This is a genomic window from Kamptonema sp. PCC 6506 (assembly GCF_000180455.1).
GTDB classification, from domain to species: Bacteria; Cyanobacteriota; Cyanobacteriia; order Cyanobacteriales; family Microcoleaceae; genus Kamptonema; species Kamptonema formosum.
On sequence record NZ_CACA01000336.1, the window covers coordinates 44,253 to 61,517 of the forward strand.

General features: G+C 43.7%; 7 protein-coding genes. 2 read left to right on the forward strand and 5 right to left on the reverse strand.

Annotated elements, in window-relative coordinates:
- Nucleotides 1–3 precede the first annotated feature (3 nt).
- Genes OSCI_RS22680 through OSCI_RS22695 form a run of 4 tightly spaced genes read right to left on the reverse strand, consistent with a single transcriptional unit; the run spans nucleotide 4 to nucleotide 9,142 of the window.
- Nucleotides 4–5,292: a glycosyltransferase gene (locus OSCI_RS22680; protein ID WP_007357505.1), complete on the reverse strand. Its 5,289-nt coding sequence runs from the start codon at nucleotides 5,290–5,292 to the stop codon at nucleotides 4–6.
- A gap of 39 nt (nucleotides 5,293–5,331) precedes the next feature.
- Entirely contained in the window at nucleotides 5,332–6,828 is a 1,497-nt protein-coding gene (locus OSCI_RS22685) for a class I SAM-dependent methyltransferase (RefSeq protein WP_234708808.1), read from the reverse strand.
- A gap of 25 nt (nucleotides 6,829–6,853) precedes the next feature.
- Entirely contained in the window at nucleotides 6,854–8,260 is a 1,407-nt protein-coding gene (locus OSCI_RS22690) for an ABC transporter ATP-binding protein (protein ID WP_007357507.1), read from the reverse strand.
- Nucleotides 8,261–8,293: 33 nt separating this feature from the next.
- Nucleotides 8,294–9,142 (reverse strand): ABC transporter permease, encoded by an 849-nt coding sequence (locus OSCI_RS22695; RefSeq protein WP_007357508.1) that lies wholly within the window; start codon nucleotides 9,140–9,142, stop codon nucleotides 8,294–8,296.
- A 423-nt stretch (nucleotides 9,143–9,565) separates the two neighbouring features.
- On the opposite strand from OSCI_RS22695, the gene OSCI_RS22700 reads away from it, so the two are divergent.
- The gene (locus tag OSCI_RS22700; protein ID WP_019487823.1) at nucleotides 9,566–10,639 is read left to right on the forward strand and encodes a Gfo/Idh/MocA family protein; all 1,074 of its coding nucleotides are present in this window, start codon (nucleotides 9,566–9,568) and stop codon (nucleotides 10,637–10,639) included.
- Between the two features lie 110 nt (nucleotides 10,640–10,749).
- Entirely contained in the window at nucleotides 10,750–11,925 is a 1,176-nt protein-coding gene (locus tag OSCI_RS31035; protein ID WP_007357511.1) for an SPOR domain-containing protein, read from the forward strand.
- 72 nt (nucleotides 11,926–11,997) lie between these two features.
- On the opposite strand, the gene OSCI_RS22710 is transcribed toward OSCI_RS31035, so the two are convergent.
- Nucleotides 11,998–16,899: a DUF4347 domain-containing protein gene (locus tag OSCI_RS22710; protein ID WP_007357512.1), complete on the reverse strand. Its 4,902-nt coding sequence runs from the start codon at nucleotides 16,897–16,899 to the stop codon at nucleotides 11,998–12,000.
- Nucleotides 16,900–17,265 lie beyond the last annotated feature (366 nt).

Genomic DNA, 17,265 nt, shown 5'->3' on the forward strand with positions numbered 1-17,265 from the left:
TCCTCAGTTAAATTTTTTGCGATTGAGGTAGGCTTCACAAAAAATCTGACCATAATCTTGAGTCATCTCCTCAAAAGTATTCAATGATTCTAGAACATATTTCGCATTCTCAGCAAGACGATGCCGCAGTGATTCATCTTCCAACAAAGATAACAGAGATGCAGCCAGTTCTTCCGGTCGATCGGGAGTATAAAATAAACCATTGATGCCAGGTCTAACTTGTTCTCTGATCCCAAATACTGGCGTTGTCACGATCGGCAAATCGTAAGCCATCGCTTCTAAAATCACTCTGGGAAAACTTTCTACGCGAGATGTGCAAACAAAAATGTCGGCTGCTTGATAATACTTTGCTGTCTCTGGAGTTTCGGAGACTAAACTTACCCGTTGTCGCAATTCTTCTGGCAATTCACTGACCATTCCAGTTAACTTATTGCTGTAAAGACTGGGGCGATTGCCGACAATAAAACATCTAATGCGATTATGCCATTTTTCAGGTAAATATGAAAGCGCTTTCACCAAGTCTTGCTGACCTTTGCGATCGCACACAGTACCCAACAGCAACATCATCACCTCACCTGGTTCAACACCCAGACTTTTCCTCGCTAAATCTGAATTTCCCGACCGATCTAACCTACTCAAATCTAACCCATTGTGAATCACTCGGAAATTGTGGTGGCTATTGAGTTGCCAATATCTATCCCGCGTCGCATCAGCCACAAAAATTACTTGATAAGGAAATCGAAAACATTCAAGTGCTCTAGCAGCGATTTCCGGCCCAAATCTGTCAAAATAAGTTTGCCAAGGGTCGCTTTCATGGACGTTCCACACCGAAGAAATACCTAGTTCGCGGGCAACATCTACCATGAAAAAGTTTTCTAAAGTATTGACATAAATGACATCAACATTGTAGCTATCAACCTCTTTTGTAAATATTCGGATCGCGCGATCGTAAGCATCGCGCTGATAGATATGTTCCAGCGGGTTATCGCGCACAATTACTTTCATACCCTGCTGTTCGTAAACCTCCCGTAAGGGCCCATCTGTAGTGCAAAATATAACAGGTTCAACTATTCCTTTAGAGAACAATTCCACAGCTATTTCATATTGATGTAGCGGCGCACCAGTGAAATCTAAAGAATTGCTGCACATCAACAATTTTGGTCGAAATGTAAGTGCATTTCTTCCTTCTTCCTTCTTCCTTCTTCCTTCTTCCTTCAAAAAGAATCGGCGGGGTTGAATGCGAAAATACTCATCATCTAAAGATAAATGAGGGCTATAAAAATCATCTACTTTCCGCGCATACTTGCGTCGATAGGCTGCAACTTCCTGCGGGTTATCGTTAAAACCCCTAGAAGTACCTTCGCGGTGCAGAAGTTCAGCATCAGGACAGTAAACTGAGCGATAACCCTGTTCTAACAAACGATATCCATAGTCAACATCGTTGTAAGCAACGGCAAAGTTTTGCTCATCAAAACCACCTAATTCTAAGAACAAATTGCGTGGTGTTAGCATACAGGCTGCTGTCACGGCCGAGTAATTTCGCGTTACCATTGCTAGGGAAAGATAACCCCGATTGTCGCTAGACATTAACTTAAAAGCATGACCAGCCAAACCATGATGCAATCCGTGAATTATCCCAGCGTGCTGAATCCTACTATCAGGATACAAGAGTCTCGCACCAACTGCACCCACTCCAGAAACCTGAGCATATCCCACCATTTGACTTAGCCAGCGTGGATTAATTACCTCAGTATCGTTATTCAAAAATAGGATATATTCGCTCTCAACTTTTTCTACAGCACGGTTATTAATAGCAGCAAAACTAAATTTACCGCCTTCATTTTTAATCCGCAAAACTTGATGATGAATTTGATTTAAATATTCCAGCGTCTTCGGATCGTCGCTTTCATTATCGATCGCGACTACTTGATAATTTTGATAAGTTGTCTTTTTGAGAGAATCCAGACAACCTTTGAGCAACATTAACTGATTTTTCGTAGGGATAATAATCGTCACAGCAGGCCCATTGTCAGGAAAATGCTGGGAGAATATGCCCAAATTTTCTTTACTTGCCCAGTCTGGTTGATATACACTACCCGCAATTTTTCGCCGTTCTAAAGCTTCTTGAATTGCTTTTTGACCGGCACCAAAACTAGCCGGTTTAGCGGCTCCTGATATTGCTGTAGAACCTGGCGCTGTTCGCCAGTGATATAATACTAAGGGTAGATGCCCAACTTGACGAGAAACTTCTGTAGCTCTCAACGCAAAATCGTAATCTTGTGACCCTTCAAACCCCAGACGCAAGCCGCCAATTTTCTCAAAGATTTGGCTTCTTACGACGCACAAATGACCGAGATACATATAGGAAAGTAGCAATTCCGGCGACCAGTCAGGTTTGAATTGCGGGCAAAATCGATGACCTTCAGTGTCGATTTTGTCATCGTCTGAGTAGAGGAAATCTGTTTCTGGATGTGCTGCTAGATATAAAGCAACTTCCCCTAATGCGTCAGGAGTAAGCTCGTCATCGTTATCAAGAAATAAGATAAAATCGCCTGTAGCAAGTTCGGCAGCGCTATTGGTAGCGGCGCTAATATTACCGTTTTTAGTACGAAAAGCTAGGCGAATCCGGCTATCTTTTTGGGCCAATTTCTTTAATGTTTCAGCAACAGTTGCATCTGTGCTACAATCATCAGCGATGCAGAGTTCCCAATCCTGATAAACTTGTTTCGTAACGCTGGTAATCGCCATCTCCAAAAATTCTATAGGTGGATTATAAACTGGCATCACCACAGAAATTTTTGGTAGTTTCTCCTGACACAATTCTAAACGAGAGATCAGATATTCGCGAGCGCGTTCGTTCCACTGATTTACATCCAGCCAAGCATCATAAGTATCTATTGGCTGCGGTACCACAAAACCACCAGGCAATTGTAAATCGCCTGACGAACTTAATTGTTTTTGTTGTCGATAAATCGTTACTACCTGACGCGCCACCTTTGCTATTTCCCAAGGCATAGGGAGAATTCTTCCCAGGCGCTGTTTCCTCTCTCCCATTCGCTTGCTGATTGCCCCTGCAAATCGGGAGACTTCCTGTAATTTATCTGCCCCTCGCTGCCAGACATTATAACGCGCTACAGTCAATATTTTAGGCGAGTGAAATGATAATACTTCTCCATTTTCTAGCTGAGCTTGTAGAGCAATTGGCCATTCTCCCGGCGGTAGATTAACTAACGCCTCAAACCCACTTTCATAACTGCCAACCCAATCAGGAAAAGCCTCGTTAACATCTTTTCTTCGCAAACCATAAGCACAATCAACAGCAATATCTCCACAGTACAAAGTCAAATTAGTAATTTTTTGCTCTGGATGACAACACCAACCTGCAAACAAAATTTGTCCTTGGCGTTGCTGCTGCTCTACTGGTGAATCAAAAGCTGCTTGAATTGTAGAAACTGAGAGAGAATAAGATGTAACTAAATGCCATTTTCCTGGGCTATCTTGCGCCTCTAATAGTAGCGTTTGCCTGCCTGCCAGTGGTTTAACTTCAATCCTAAAACCCGATTTTACCGCACTAGGAATATGGGGATAAGATTGACCTACATCGCCTCTGCCAATTCCATAAACTCCCTCGAAACTCTGTTCTCCAATTCTAGCTCGTACTGCTTTAATGCTCATCCTATTATGGAATAACCAGCCAGCAATTTCTAAGTTGCCACCGTCAATATTCCAGCTAGCAGGTGCATCTAGAGTTAAGAAAAATCGAGGCGATAAGTCCCGCAGGCGACGCTTTAAGTCGAACCATTTTTCCCTGATTTTCCATAATTTAGAAGACTTAATTGCGGCAATTTCGGCGCGAAATTCTTCAGCCTCTAAGCGTGAACGGTCTATTTGCGCCATAATTTCTTTAAATTCTACTTTAGTAGAACCTAGTTCGGTTTCTAGTTCTGCAAATTGAGCGGCAATTTCTTGTAATTGCGCTTCCTTTGCCTCAGCTACTCCCTGAGTCGAACCTAATTCAGTTTCTAATCTCAAAACTTTTGCTAAAGCTTCTTGAAATTGCGCTTCCGTACCTGCTAGCTTTACCTGAGTCGAACCTAATTCAGTTTCTAATCCCAAAACTTTGGCTAAAGCTTCTTGAAATTGCGCTTCCGTACCCGCTAGCTTTACCTGAGTCGCACCTAATTCATTTTCTAATCCCAAAACTTTGGCTAAAGCTTCTTGAAATTGCGCCTCAGTACCCGCCAGTTTTACCTGAGTCGAACCTAATTCAGTTTCTAATCCCAAAACCTTCGCCAAAGCTTCTTGAAATTGCGCCTCAGTACCTGCCAATTTTACCTGAGTCGAACCTAATTCATTTTCTAATTCTCTGACTTTTCCTTGAGCTTCACTAAATTGTTCTTGCCATTGTTTAAGCTCAGATTTAAGAATTTTCTTTTGTTTTTCGAGTTGGCGAATTTCTAGCCAGTCTTGAAAAACCCAAGACTGGGAGGAAGATTGCTTAATAAATTCAGCATCACTTACAGCTATTCCGCTACCAAGATTTAAGGCTTTCTCCTCAAGTTTACTGTAAAGTTCTAAAGCCTCTGGAAAATATTTATTAATCAAACTAGGTCTATGAGTTTGTAAAATTTCATTTACTAATAAAGATTTTTCAAAATTATCTGGTGGCGGTGCGGGTAAATCAACATGAAATTTGCTATTAATTGTTTCTACAAAATCATTAGCTTTATTGCCAATTGCATAAACATGAGCTAAAAAGCAACGTTCCGGGTATTGCTGATGAAATGCTAATACTTTTCTGTTATAGTGAATCCACATTTTAACAGCAATTTCCGGGCTATTTAACAAGCTATCATCCGTGGCCCTGCGGTACAAAGAATCTACAACTTCCCAAGGAGAACGATAAACAAATATAACATTGGCATCAGGCAGTAAATTCAGCCAAAAATTCAAGAAAAGAGTTGTGCGGGGATCTTTCCATCCCCAGAGGGAATAGCCTTTACTTTTGCGGATAATATTTTGAGCTTGTTCTACATATTCATCTGTAACTGTAATCTCCGTTTGTAAGGTAGACCCCAAATCATCTATACCTTGGGAGCACAAAACAGCCTTGTGAAACTCCACAAAGTCAACATTTTCAAAATGTCCCTTAACATTACCGTAGGCAGGGCCCACCAAGTTTTCGCCAATATTTACCCCTACTTTCTGAAGGAGAGAAGCTGTTAAAGATGTACCGGAGCGGTGCATTCCGGCAATGATAAAAACAGATGATTTAGTCTCAGTTACATTCATAAATTCTATTCTCTTTAGGGATTCCTAAAGCTATCCTCCTCATTCATTTTCTCCAGCTAACCCCATCGCCCGCTTAACTCGAAACCATTCCGCTCTCAACTTCCAAAATTTACTACTCTCCATTGCCATAATTCTAGATTGCGATCGCTCTTTTTCTCCTTGAGTACAGGCTAGCTGAATCTGAGTTTGCTCTAATTGTACCTCAACTGAGGCTAGCTTATTTTCAGTTTGCCCTAATTTTTTGTGAGTAGACAATAGCTGAGCTTGTGTTTGCTCTAATTGTCTCATCGCCGCAGATAGCTCAGTTTCAGTTTGCTCCAGTTTTTTCTGGGTAAATAATAGCTGACTTTGAGTTTGTTCCAGTTTAGCTTCAGTCGAGAGAGTCTTAGCTGCCGATTCCTTCAGTTTCAGAAGCGATTCTAGAGTACAATTTTCTATTATCCATTCCAGACCGCAATTATTGATGGCTTTGATCGTCACTATATCCTGCGGTAAAACCTTGTCTTTACCTAAATAACAAGACCAACCTGAAGACAATGCTCTCTGAGTTTTAAAATATTCAGCCACATCTTCCCGTTCATCAAATGGTCTGCATCTTTGTACAAGCTGACCATTGACAAGCACTTGTACTTCTTCGATGCTACCCTCATCATTAAAGTCTGCGGCCCAACCTTCTAGGTTAATTGTACCACTACGAGTTCTATATGCAACTTCCAGATAACCTTCCGGGTGATGTTTAAAGTTCAAACTTGAAAAATCTTTGACTTTTTCATTACTTACTAAATACAAGTCTTGATATCTACTAATTCCTTTTGGGATGCGATGAACAACTGCTTTGCCATCGCTAACCCGATCGATAATTTTAGTGATATATTCCTCAGTTACATAGGTAGTTCCATATTCTTCTTTATCTAAAGATCGACTTTCACTCAAGGGACTAAAAACAATTCCTGAATCTGGTACTTCCACATGAGCAGGTAAAAGTTCCATGTCCAGTACGCTGAACATAATTAGACCTTGAGGTAATAGTAAATCATATAAATTTTGCATCCAATTTACAAAAGTTTTTTCCGGCATATGACTGAAGAAAGAACAAGCCAAAATACAATCAAACTTCTGCTCAACTGCATAATCTCCGGGATTTGTAGTTGAGACAATACCATTGACACCAAAATATTCTTTTTGGAACTTAACCGCATTGGCGTAGATATCGGAAACCCAAATCTGTTTTGGGGGCAATTCTTGGATTAAAAAACGAGTAAAACGACCGTAACCGCAGGCAAAATCAAGGAAAGATGATACATTCTCAAATTTATCGAAATGCCATTCAACAACTTGTTTAACTGAATCTAAAATCCGGCGACCAATAGCATAGTAACGAACAACAGCCCGATCGCGGTCGTTATCTAAGTTGCTCAGGCTATATAAATACATTTCATCATCTTCGCAGATGTTGGGTTTGAAATCTTCGGGAAACTTAGCTTGATTTTGAATAAATACTTTGACAGCGGAGCTTTCTGGCGAATGTATATTCATTTTGACAGTAACTTGCATACTATTATTAAACAACCTCGCTTTCCTGTTCTTGATTAATGAAATCAGTATTCACAACAGTTAAGCACGGCTCGATTACTAAGTCAACAATCCCATTACTCTGAGACTCTGCACAAGGCTGCACTCTAAACATAGCAACATCAACACAGCGATCTAGATAAGTCAGATCGTCATCTACCATTCCTACCACGCCAGCATTGAGGAAGTAAACTCCTGGATTTAACAAGCATTTAAAGCGAAAATTTACTGTAACTGTTGTACCTGCTTCAACATATTGCACTGATTGAGATGCAGCATTTAAGGAAGAACCAGCCAACTCAAAACCGCTAATTGTTTTAATCAACATTCCAAAGCGGACTTTGGAAGTGGATTTAAAGAAAATCACTGAGTAAGTATAAATATACTCTTGACGACCAATCAAGTGATTAATTACTTTCCCCTTCAGTGTAGTGATGCAAGGATTGATGATTTCTGCACCACGAGAGGGATACCTTACCGTCTCAGCCGGGATCATTCCCGGATCGTAAAATTCATAATATTCTATAGGTCTGGGAGTTACTGTCTCTTGCTTAATTTCTCCATTTTTTGTCTCTAAACTAGAGTGATGATGATTTTCTGCTTCTTGCTTAACTAATTTATTCAATTCCCGGATTTCAGCTTTCAATTCTTCAGCTTTGTCTGGCTCTGCATAAATCATTTTCTGATATTTAGAAATTACTAACTTCGGAGTATGAGTCAGTAGCAATTCCCCATGATCCATTAAAATTGCCGACTTGCAAAGTTGAGTAACAGAAGAAGCTGCATGAGAGACAAAAAGAATAGTACCTCCTCTTTCTTGAATGATTTGGAGGCGAGCAAAACATTTACGCTGAAAGGCTTCATCACCTACAGAAAGAGCTTCATCAACTACGAGAATATCGGGATCTACGCTAGTGGCAACAGCAAAAGCTAACCTAACAAACATCCCACTAGAGTAAGTTTTGACTGGCTGATCGATAAAATCGCCGATATCAGCAAAAGCCGCTATTTGATCGAATTTATTTTCAGTTTCTTTTTGATTAAAACCTAGCAATTGAGCATTGAAAAATACATTTTGTCGTCCAGTAAATTCAGGATTAAACCCACTTCCCAACTCTAATAAAGCTGAAATTCTGCCTTTGACTTCTACTTCCCCTGTAGTTGGCGTGAGCGTACCGACAATAATTTGTAACAGCGTACTTTTCCCAGAACCATTACGCCCAACAATACCTAAAGTTTGCCCCTTGGGAATTTGGATATTAATGTCTCGCAAGGCCCAAAATTCGTCAGCTAGCTTCGTCCCAGGAAAAATCATTTCTTTTAAGCGGTCTACTGGATGTTTGTACCGCTTAAAACATTTGGACACATTTTTTAGTGAAATTACAGTTTCCGTCATGCCGAGATCAACACTCACTCACTCAAAACACCCCTACAATACATCAGCAAAGGCAGGACGCAATCGCCGATACACCAAAATGCCTCCGTAAAATACAGCTAGGGAGATTGCGGAGGCTCCTCCCCACTCGGCCCAGTGCTTCACTTCACCCAAAAGTATGATATCGCGATAAACTTCTGCGATCGCAGCCAAAGGATTTAGCCACAATATCCAAACTCGCCACTGTTCAGGAATCACAGTCGCAGGATAAACAATAGGGGTTAAATAGAACCAAAGATTCAGGATAACACCTAAGCTCTGGGGAATATCGCGCAAAAACACCGTTAATCCCGCAGCCAAATACCCCAAACCCGCCGTCAGCAACAACTGCGGTAGCCAAATCAGCGGCAGCAACCACAAAGTCGCGTCTAGCTTCTGAGACGACACCGCTACAATCGTAATCAACGCAATCAAACCCAAAGAACTCTCAATAAACGCCGACAAAATCGGCACCAGTGGCAATAATCCCAAGGGAAACACAACTTTTTTCACTAGATTAGGCTGTCCCATCACTGATACAGCAGCTTTTGTCAAACCGCTGGTGAAAGCAGTCCAAGGTAGCAAACCTGCGAACAGCCAAACCCCGAAAGTAATATTGCTATTAGCCGGGAATCCTTGCAGGTTCAGTTTCACCTTCAGAACAATTGAAAAAACATAGGTATAAATTAGCAGTTGCGATAACTGATTTAGCAGAGGCCACAAGTTACCCAGAATCGACCCTTTGTATTGAGCCTCCAAATCTCGCCGCACCAAAGTCAGCAGCAAATTAAGTTTTGTTCCTAACGGGGAGGAACCGGGAAACCTAATGCCAGTTCTCCCGGCCTTTTGAACAAAGCCTTTCATCGATTTCAGCAATTTTTTCACCCTCACCCACAGCCTACACTCACAAGTCAAACTTAGATTGCTTGATACCAGCTTTCTATAATACTACCCTGACCGACTATGCAAGGAGGGGGGATGGGGAGTTTTGAGTTTTGATCTCAAAAAGTCCGAAATTCCGCCATTTCTCGCTCTTGTCTGCTTTCCCCACATCCCTCTCTCCCTCTGGGCCACTCAAGTCTGTCTCTAGAGATAGGGGAAATTGCAGAATTCCGTTTAAATTGGGAGAAAGTAAAATTACCCGTCCGCAATTTGGAAATGGTACTCAGCTTAGAAATTCTTCACATATAGAGTGACTGTGGTAGTATCTGGATGGCTTTGAGTGGCTGAGGGATGCCAATCAGCTTGATTCCTGTGGTGGAGGAGAATCCAGGAGTGCTAGATAGGATGTCAGTGGGATACAACGTTTTTGCCCAGCGAGGTCAACCCGAACCCCTTCGCATTGGGGTAATTGGGGTTGGCAATATGGGCCAACACCACACACGAGTTTTGAGCTTGTTAAAAGATGTCGAACTCGTGGGTGTTTCAGATATTAATGTGGAGCGAGGGATAGATGTAGCTAGCAAATACCGAGTTCGCTTTTTTGAGGACTATCGGGATCTGCTAAACCACGTAGATGCAGTTTGCGTCGCTGTCCCTACTCGCTTGCACCACGCTGTGGGGATGACTTGTCTCCAAGCGGGAATTCACGTATTAATTGAAAAACCGATAGCTGCGAGTATCTCGGAGGCTGAATCTCTGGTAAATGCTGCTGCACAGTCGCACAGTATTTTGCAGGTTGGCCACATCGAACGCTTTAATCCAGCCTTTCAGGAACTCGGCAAAGTGCTGAAAACTGAAGAGCTACTGGCTTTAGAAGCTCATCGCATGAGTCCGTATTCTCAGCGGGCCAACGATGTATCGGTGGTTTTGGATTTAATGATCCATGACATTGACTTGTTACTGGAATTGGCGGCCGCACCAGTGGCTAATCTCACTGCTAGCGGTAGCCGTGCTTCTGACTCCGGCTATTTAGATTACGTAACAGCTACTTTGAACTTTGCGAATGGGATTGTGGCTACCCTGACTGCAAGCAAGGTGACGCACCGCAAGTTGCGTTCGATTGTAGCTCACTGCAAAAATTCTCTGACGGAGGCTGATTTTCTCAATAATGAAATCTTGATTCACCGACAAACGACGGCTAATTATGTGACTGATTACGGTCAGGTACTTTACCGTCAGGATGGGTTAATTGAGAAGGTTTACACCAGCAATATTGAACCACTTCATGCAGAATTGGAACATTTTGTCAACTGCGTGCGTGGTGGCAATCAGCCTTCTGTCGGGGGAGAACAGGCTCTTAAAGCTCTGCGCCTAGCGAGTTTAATTGAGCAAATGGCTCTCGATGGTCAAGCTTGGTCGTTGCAAGAAGATTCAGAATACAATTTGAATTCTTCAGCGGTTAAAATTGTTAGTGGTTAACAGTTAACAGTTAACTGTTAACGGCTAATTAAGGGCAGTATGTACCCAATTAAAAACTTTTATATTGGGTGTCATTGCGAGCGAAGCGAAGCAATCTCAAGGCCCTGAGATTGCTTCGCTTCGCTCGCAATGACGACATAGTTATTGCACAATGCTTTAATTACCAACTGCTAGGGGCTAGGGGAGGCAGAGGAGCAGGGGAGCGTGGGAGCGGGGGAGCAGGGGAGAATTACCAATTACCCATTACCCATTACCAATTACCAATTACCAACTACCCATTATCAACTACCCATTACCCATTACTCGCTCAAAACTACCAACCATATCCCCCTTTACAACAGTATAATCCTCCACCTTTCCCAGATAGCGCAATTCAAGCCGGTCGCTACGCAGTTTACGTCAACGGCGATAGCCCCCTCTTGCTACAATTCGTCCAGCAAGTAGAGCCAGGAGCAACAGTATTACTATACAAAGAGCGTCGAGTAATTGTAGCTGGTAGCTTTTTTGATGAAAGCTCAGCTCAACTGCGCGTATTACAACTACGCTCTGTAGGCATTGAAGCCCAAATTACTAACTTTAAAGACGGTCAAGAATTTAGCGAGTTAATACCATTTCAACAACCAAGTTATTACCCAGTTACGCCTTCTTTTCCCCCAACTCAACAGCCTAATTTTATCCCCCCAAATCCACCCAATTCTTTGCCACAGAGTAACCTGACAACGGGTACTGGACTCTATCAAGTTGTTGTCGATAGTAATAGTGCAAGCTTATCCCAAGTGCGGGGAGTAGAATCAACAGCTTTTGTACGACAATATAGCGGAGTCCAAGTAATTCAAGCCGGAAGTTTTGGCGACCAAATTAATGCAGAACGTCGCGTAGAAACATTAGCATCGCGAGGGATTCCAGCTACTATTGTTCGTAGCGGTCAAGAATTTGGTAATGCTATACCCAATCAACCACTTTTTACCCCAAATCAACCTTATCTCCCTCCGACTCAGCCTTATGTTCTTCCGACTCAACCTTATATCCCACCCGCTCAAAACTTAGGCCAAAGTAATGCTAATTCCTATTTCGTCGTAGTCTCAGGAAATAGAGGAGATTTACAGCAAATTAGACAGGAAATTTTGCGCTTGGGAGTGTCAGGAGATATCGTTGTTGCTACAGATATAGGAGGCGAGCCGCACGTCAAAGTGGGGCCATTTACTGACCAGCAAATAGCACAGCGTTGGGAAAGCTACCTGCGAGATTCAGGTATTAAAACTGCCCGAATTTATTTCGGACAGTAATAGCAAATTGTCAGCTTCTAAAACGCGATCGCTTTCTCTTTATCTGAAAGCGATCGCGTAAACGTAACCTAATTAAATCAGCAGAAAATTAGCAGATATTATCGCATCTTTACTCACCCCAATTATAACAGCTAACTGCTCCCCAGTCAACAGATTTTTAACAATTGTTCCCTGAGTATTCTGAATCATTTCTAACTGACCAAAGCTCAAAACTCCACTTAATCCAATCGAGTCTTGACCCACAGTAAAATCACTAATAGTATCAAATCCATGACCAGCTTTTAAGGCAAAGATATCGTTACCACTACCGCCAGTCAAGCTATCATTTCCTAAGTCTCCATGAAGGATATCGTTACCTTTACCACCAGTGATAGTATCGTTATCTTCACCTCCATAAATGGTATCATTGCCTTCACATCCTCCGAGAATATCGTCTTGTTCGTTACCACTAATTAAGTCATCACCTACACCACCACAGATAGTATCAGAATCTAGCTGTCCAAACAGGTTATCATTCCCTTCACTCCCCAGAATTGTATCGTTACCTTGACCTCCATATAAAACGTCATTTTCTTTGCCACCATCAATGAAATCATCATCTTTATTTCCGAAAATTATGTCATTAGCTTCGCGGCCATTGAGAGAGTCTGAACCTTTACCTCCAAAGATTAAATCGTTGCCCAATTCCCCCAGTATAATATCGTTGTCTTCGTCTCCATAGAGGATGTCATCGCTGTTACCTCCGGTGATAAAGTCGTTGCCTTGGTTGCCGTTAAAGATGTCTTTGCTGTCGCCACCATATAGGTTGTCATCCCCAGATTTGGCATCGAATATATTGCCAGAGTTACTACCGAGAAATTTGTCATTGCTGGGAGTACCTATCTGAATTTCGTCGGGTATACCGATGATAGTGTTTTCAACTTCGTTGGGTTGGTTTAAGTTGGGATAGACAATTTTTTCGCAGATGCAGTCATCATTGGGGATGTTATTAGTTATTGGCGTTGGAGTTGCAGTCGGAATTGGTGTTGGTGTTGGAGTTGCAGTTGGAATTGGTGTTGGTGTTGGTGTTGCAGTCGGAATTGGTGTTGGTGTTGGTGTTGCAGTCGGAATTGGTGTTGGAGTTGCAGCCGGAATTGGTGTCGGCGTTGGTGTTGGAGTTGGTGTTGGCGTTGGTGTTGGAATTGGTGTCGGCGTTGGTGTTGGAATTGGTGTCGGCGTTGGTGTTGGAATTGGTGTCGGCGTTGCAGTCGGAATTGGTGTTGGCGTTGGTGTTGGAATTGGTGTTGGCGTTGGTGTGGGAACCGGCACCGCAACATTAACGTTAAAAGTTCCTAAACTAGCAGCAACAGCAAGATTGCCTAGACTATCTTTAACCTGACTTGCTTGCAACTTAACAGTGTAAGTTCCATTATCAGTATCATCCCAACTTCCGCCTGGAGGAGTAAATGAATAAGTCGCTGTCCGAGGCGTACCATTACTATTAGTATCTACACTGACAAATTGTGCAGGAATGTCACCACCTGACCAATTTATCAAAACATCTGAACTGTCCAAACTTGAAACATCGACAGCATTAGTATCGTTAAAAGTAACAGTCAAACTTTGAGTTGTACCTCCGACTGTCGTAATATCAGCAACAGCATTTAAACTAGCAGTTGGCGGTTTTTTGTCAATGTCATAAACTTGTCCCGTTAAGTTGCCATTGCCAGCATTTGCACCGCCTAATGCTACTCCTAAGCTATTTTTGATGCTGTCATCATCAACTAAATTTAATCCAATTGAACCGCTGCCCGTACCTGTGTTAACTTGCAGTTGGTAAGTTTTAGCATCAATTGTTGTTAAAGTGCCAATCGTTGCACCAGTTACAATAGTTGGTACTAAAGTAAAGTCAGAAACGTCAACGCCTGTTACATCTTCTGAGAATTTAATTTCGTAGGTGGCGGTAGCCGCAGCAGTGGGAGATGTAGCGAGGCGGTTAATCGATGTAACTGTGGGGAAGGTGTTGTTATAAACAACGGTGTTGTCTGTGCTGGTACTAGCGGTATTGTTATTTCCGGCTGCGTCGGTAACGCTGTTAGCTTTGATGCTGGCAATGACATTTCCATTACCTGTCTGACCGTTAATGGCGACGGTGTAAACGGGGCCGCTGCCTGTAATTGTGGGTGTTAATGTTCCCGTTGCTGTACTCGCACTCAAGTCAATATCAGTGGCATCGAAACCTGTGACTGGTTCGCTAAAGGTGACGGTAAAGTTGATAGGTGAAGTTGCTGTAGGATCGGTTTGTCCTGTTGCTTGATTGATGGTGACTGTGGGAACAATTCCATCTATTACTAAGGCTTTATTTGCACCTAATGAATTGGCGGCTCCGGGTGTTGGCAATGTTAAGATGGCATCAGCAGTGGCAGCATTTTTAATCGTGCCGCTGTTTAAGGATAGGGCGGTTGTTGATAAGTAATCTAAGTCGGAACTAACATCTCCTGCTGCTACTGTGTAGCGGAATGTTAAGGTGTTACTGCCTGTTCCTGAGAGATAATTGGCACTGTTGGTTGTACCTGCTAAACTCAGTTGCGGTGTGCCTGTAACGTTGACTATTTGTGAGAATTGAACGGTGATGTCGATGTTTGTGCCGATGCCATACGTGCCGTCTGCGGTGCTGGCGCTGACGCTGGTGATGGTGGGGAATGGGTTAATGGTGATGTCGGCGGTTTCGGTGGCGCTGCTGAAGACGCTGGATGTGGTATTTGTGGTTTGGTCGGTGGTGTAGTCTGCTGTACTGCCGTTTGTGCCAACTATTTGATCCCAGGCGGCGAAGGTGATGGCGTTGGTGACAGTGCCGTTGTAACCTGTGTTGGGTACAAATCGGATTTTGGTGTTGGCATCACTGGCTAAGAGTAAGGCGTTGGTGGCGGAAACGGCTGGGGCGTTATTCCAGGTTGTGCCATCAGTGGTGTATTGCCAAGTGCCGTTTGTGGTGTCTAGGTTGGTGATGGCGATGCCTTGAGAGGCGCTGGTGTTGGGATCGGCGATTTTTGTGCCGCCGAGGTTGGTGATGATGGTGGAGATGAGTGTGCCTGTACTGGCGCTGTCGTTTTGGTTTTGGGCGTTGAGGGTGGGTGTGCCACTGTTATCGAGGGTGGGGGAGTTGTTGACTAAGACGGTGACGGTGGTGGCGGCGGAGGCAACACCGTCGGTGGCGGTGTATTGGAAGGTGTCTACACCGTTGAAGTTGGCGTTGGGGGTGTAGAGGATGTTGCGTTTAGGGTCAACAGCTAGCGCAAAGACGGAGTTATTCATCCCGGTACTGGGGTTGAAGGTGGTATCCAAGCTGCCGTCGGTATTCATTCGGGCAATACGGTTGCGGGTTGTGCCGTTGACTGTGGTGAATTGGCCACCGACTACGGGTTTGCCACTGCTGTCTAGGGCGATCGCAAAGATGTCGTTATTCATCCCGGTACCAGGGTTGAAGGTGGTATCCAGGCTGCCGTCGGTATTCATCCGGGCAATACGGTTGCGGGTTGTGCCGTTGACTGTGGTGAATTGGCCACCGACTACGGGTTTGCCACTGCTGTCTAGGGCGATCGCAAAGAGGTTGTTACCCATCCCGGTACCAGGGTTGAAAGTAGTATCCAGGCTGCCATCGGCGTTCATTCTGGCGATACGGTTGCGTGCTGTGCCGTTGACTGTGCCGAAAGTGCCACCGACTAAGGGTTTGCCACTACTGTCTAGGGCGATCGCATAGACGATGTTAGTTATCCCGGTACCAGGGTTGAAAGTAGTATCCAGGCTGCCATCGGCGTTCATTCTGGCGATACGGTTGCGTGCTGTGCCGTTGACTGTGGTGAACAAGCCGCCGACTACGGGTTTGCCACTGCTGTCTAGGGCGATCGCGAAGACGACGCTATTCATCCCAGTACCAGGGTTGAAACTTGTATCCAAGCTGCCATCGGCATTCATCCGGGCGATCCGGTTGCGCCCTGTGCCGTTGACTGTAGTGAAATCGCCACCTACCACAGGTTTGCTACTGCTGTCTAGGGCGATCGCTCTGACGTTGCTATTAATCCCAGTACTGGGGTTGAAAGCAGTATCCAGGCTGCCGTCGGAGTTCATTCTGGCGATCCGGTTGCGAGCTGTGCCGTTGACTGTAGTGAACTCGCCACCTACCACAGGTTTGCCACTGCTGTCTAGGGCGATCGCATAGACAATGTTATTCATCCCGGTACTGGGGTTGAAAGCAGTATCCAGGCTGCCGTCGGTATTCATCCGGGCGATACGGTTGCGTGCTGTGCCGTTGACTGTGGTGAAACTGCCACCCGCATATATCCAGTCGTTGATGATGGCGGTGCCGTTAGTGGGTGCAGTGGTGATGCTTTGCACTGAGACGCGACTGCTGCCCGTGTCGTTGGCCAGCACGTCGATGGTAGTTTGAGGCGAGTTAACTGTAACGGCTTTGTTATCTGGGTTGGCTGTGGCTGGTAGGATGTAGTTGTAGGTTTTGAGGCCTTCGGAATTAAACGGTATTGATGTTTCTATCGTTCCTGTTTCTACTTCTAAGTTCCAGTCTCCTCCTAATTCTGCATTGCCTGTAGTATTGTTCGATGCTGCTACATCAGCTTTTGTTAATTCGCTGAGTTCTTTAACAAATTTGATTCCACTTTCTCCTGCGGCTACATCGCATCCATATAATAGGATGTCGCCATTTTCTGTTAAGGCATTTCCCCACTGTTCGATCTGAGAGTTGAAAGTTTTTATCTCTTTGTCATTGAGGGTGTCTGCACCGAGTTTTAAACTGCCCGGGCTGCCGTGAGAAAAGATGTGAATTGCTGCTGTGTCTTTTTGGTTAGCTAAGACATTAGTGATTTGTTCGATGCCGCTAATATTTTCATTTAAAATAAAAATTTGAGTGGCATCGATACCTTGAATTAGGCTTTGATAATCTTGTACTGAAGCGTCAACGAAGATAATTTGCTTGTGCATGGGTAATAACCTTGTTAATTTGTGTATTTTGTGTAGTAATTAATTGGTGGCAGTAGGCAGCAAGAATAGTCAGAAGTAGTTCCCGTGTTTGTACGCGGGAAACCAACAGTGGAAATAGATACTCATGGTTCATTGCTACCAAAATTCGCTCAATTAAACTTCTCGATGCCAGTCATAGTCGCGTGAAAGCGAGGATTTTGTTTGAGTAAGGCTGCGAGTAAAGAACCCGATCGGGGTAAGCCGGAGATCGAGTGGATTTTCTGGAGCATTTTGTTTTTTTGGCTCCTAGATAAATAATATTCATCCTTTAGGTAGATGTCAAGGCGGAATATAGTTTTAAATTTTATACTTATAACGGTTAGCGGT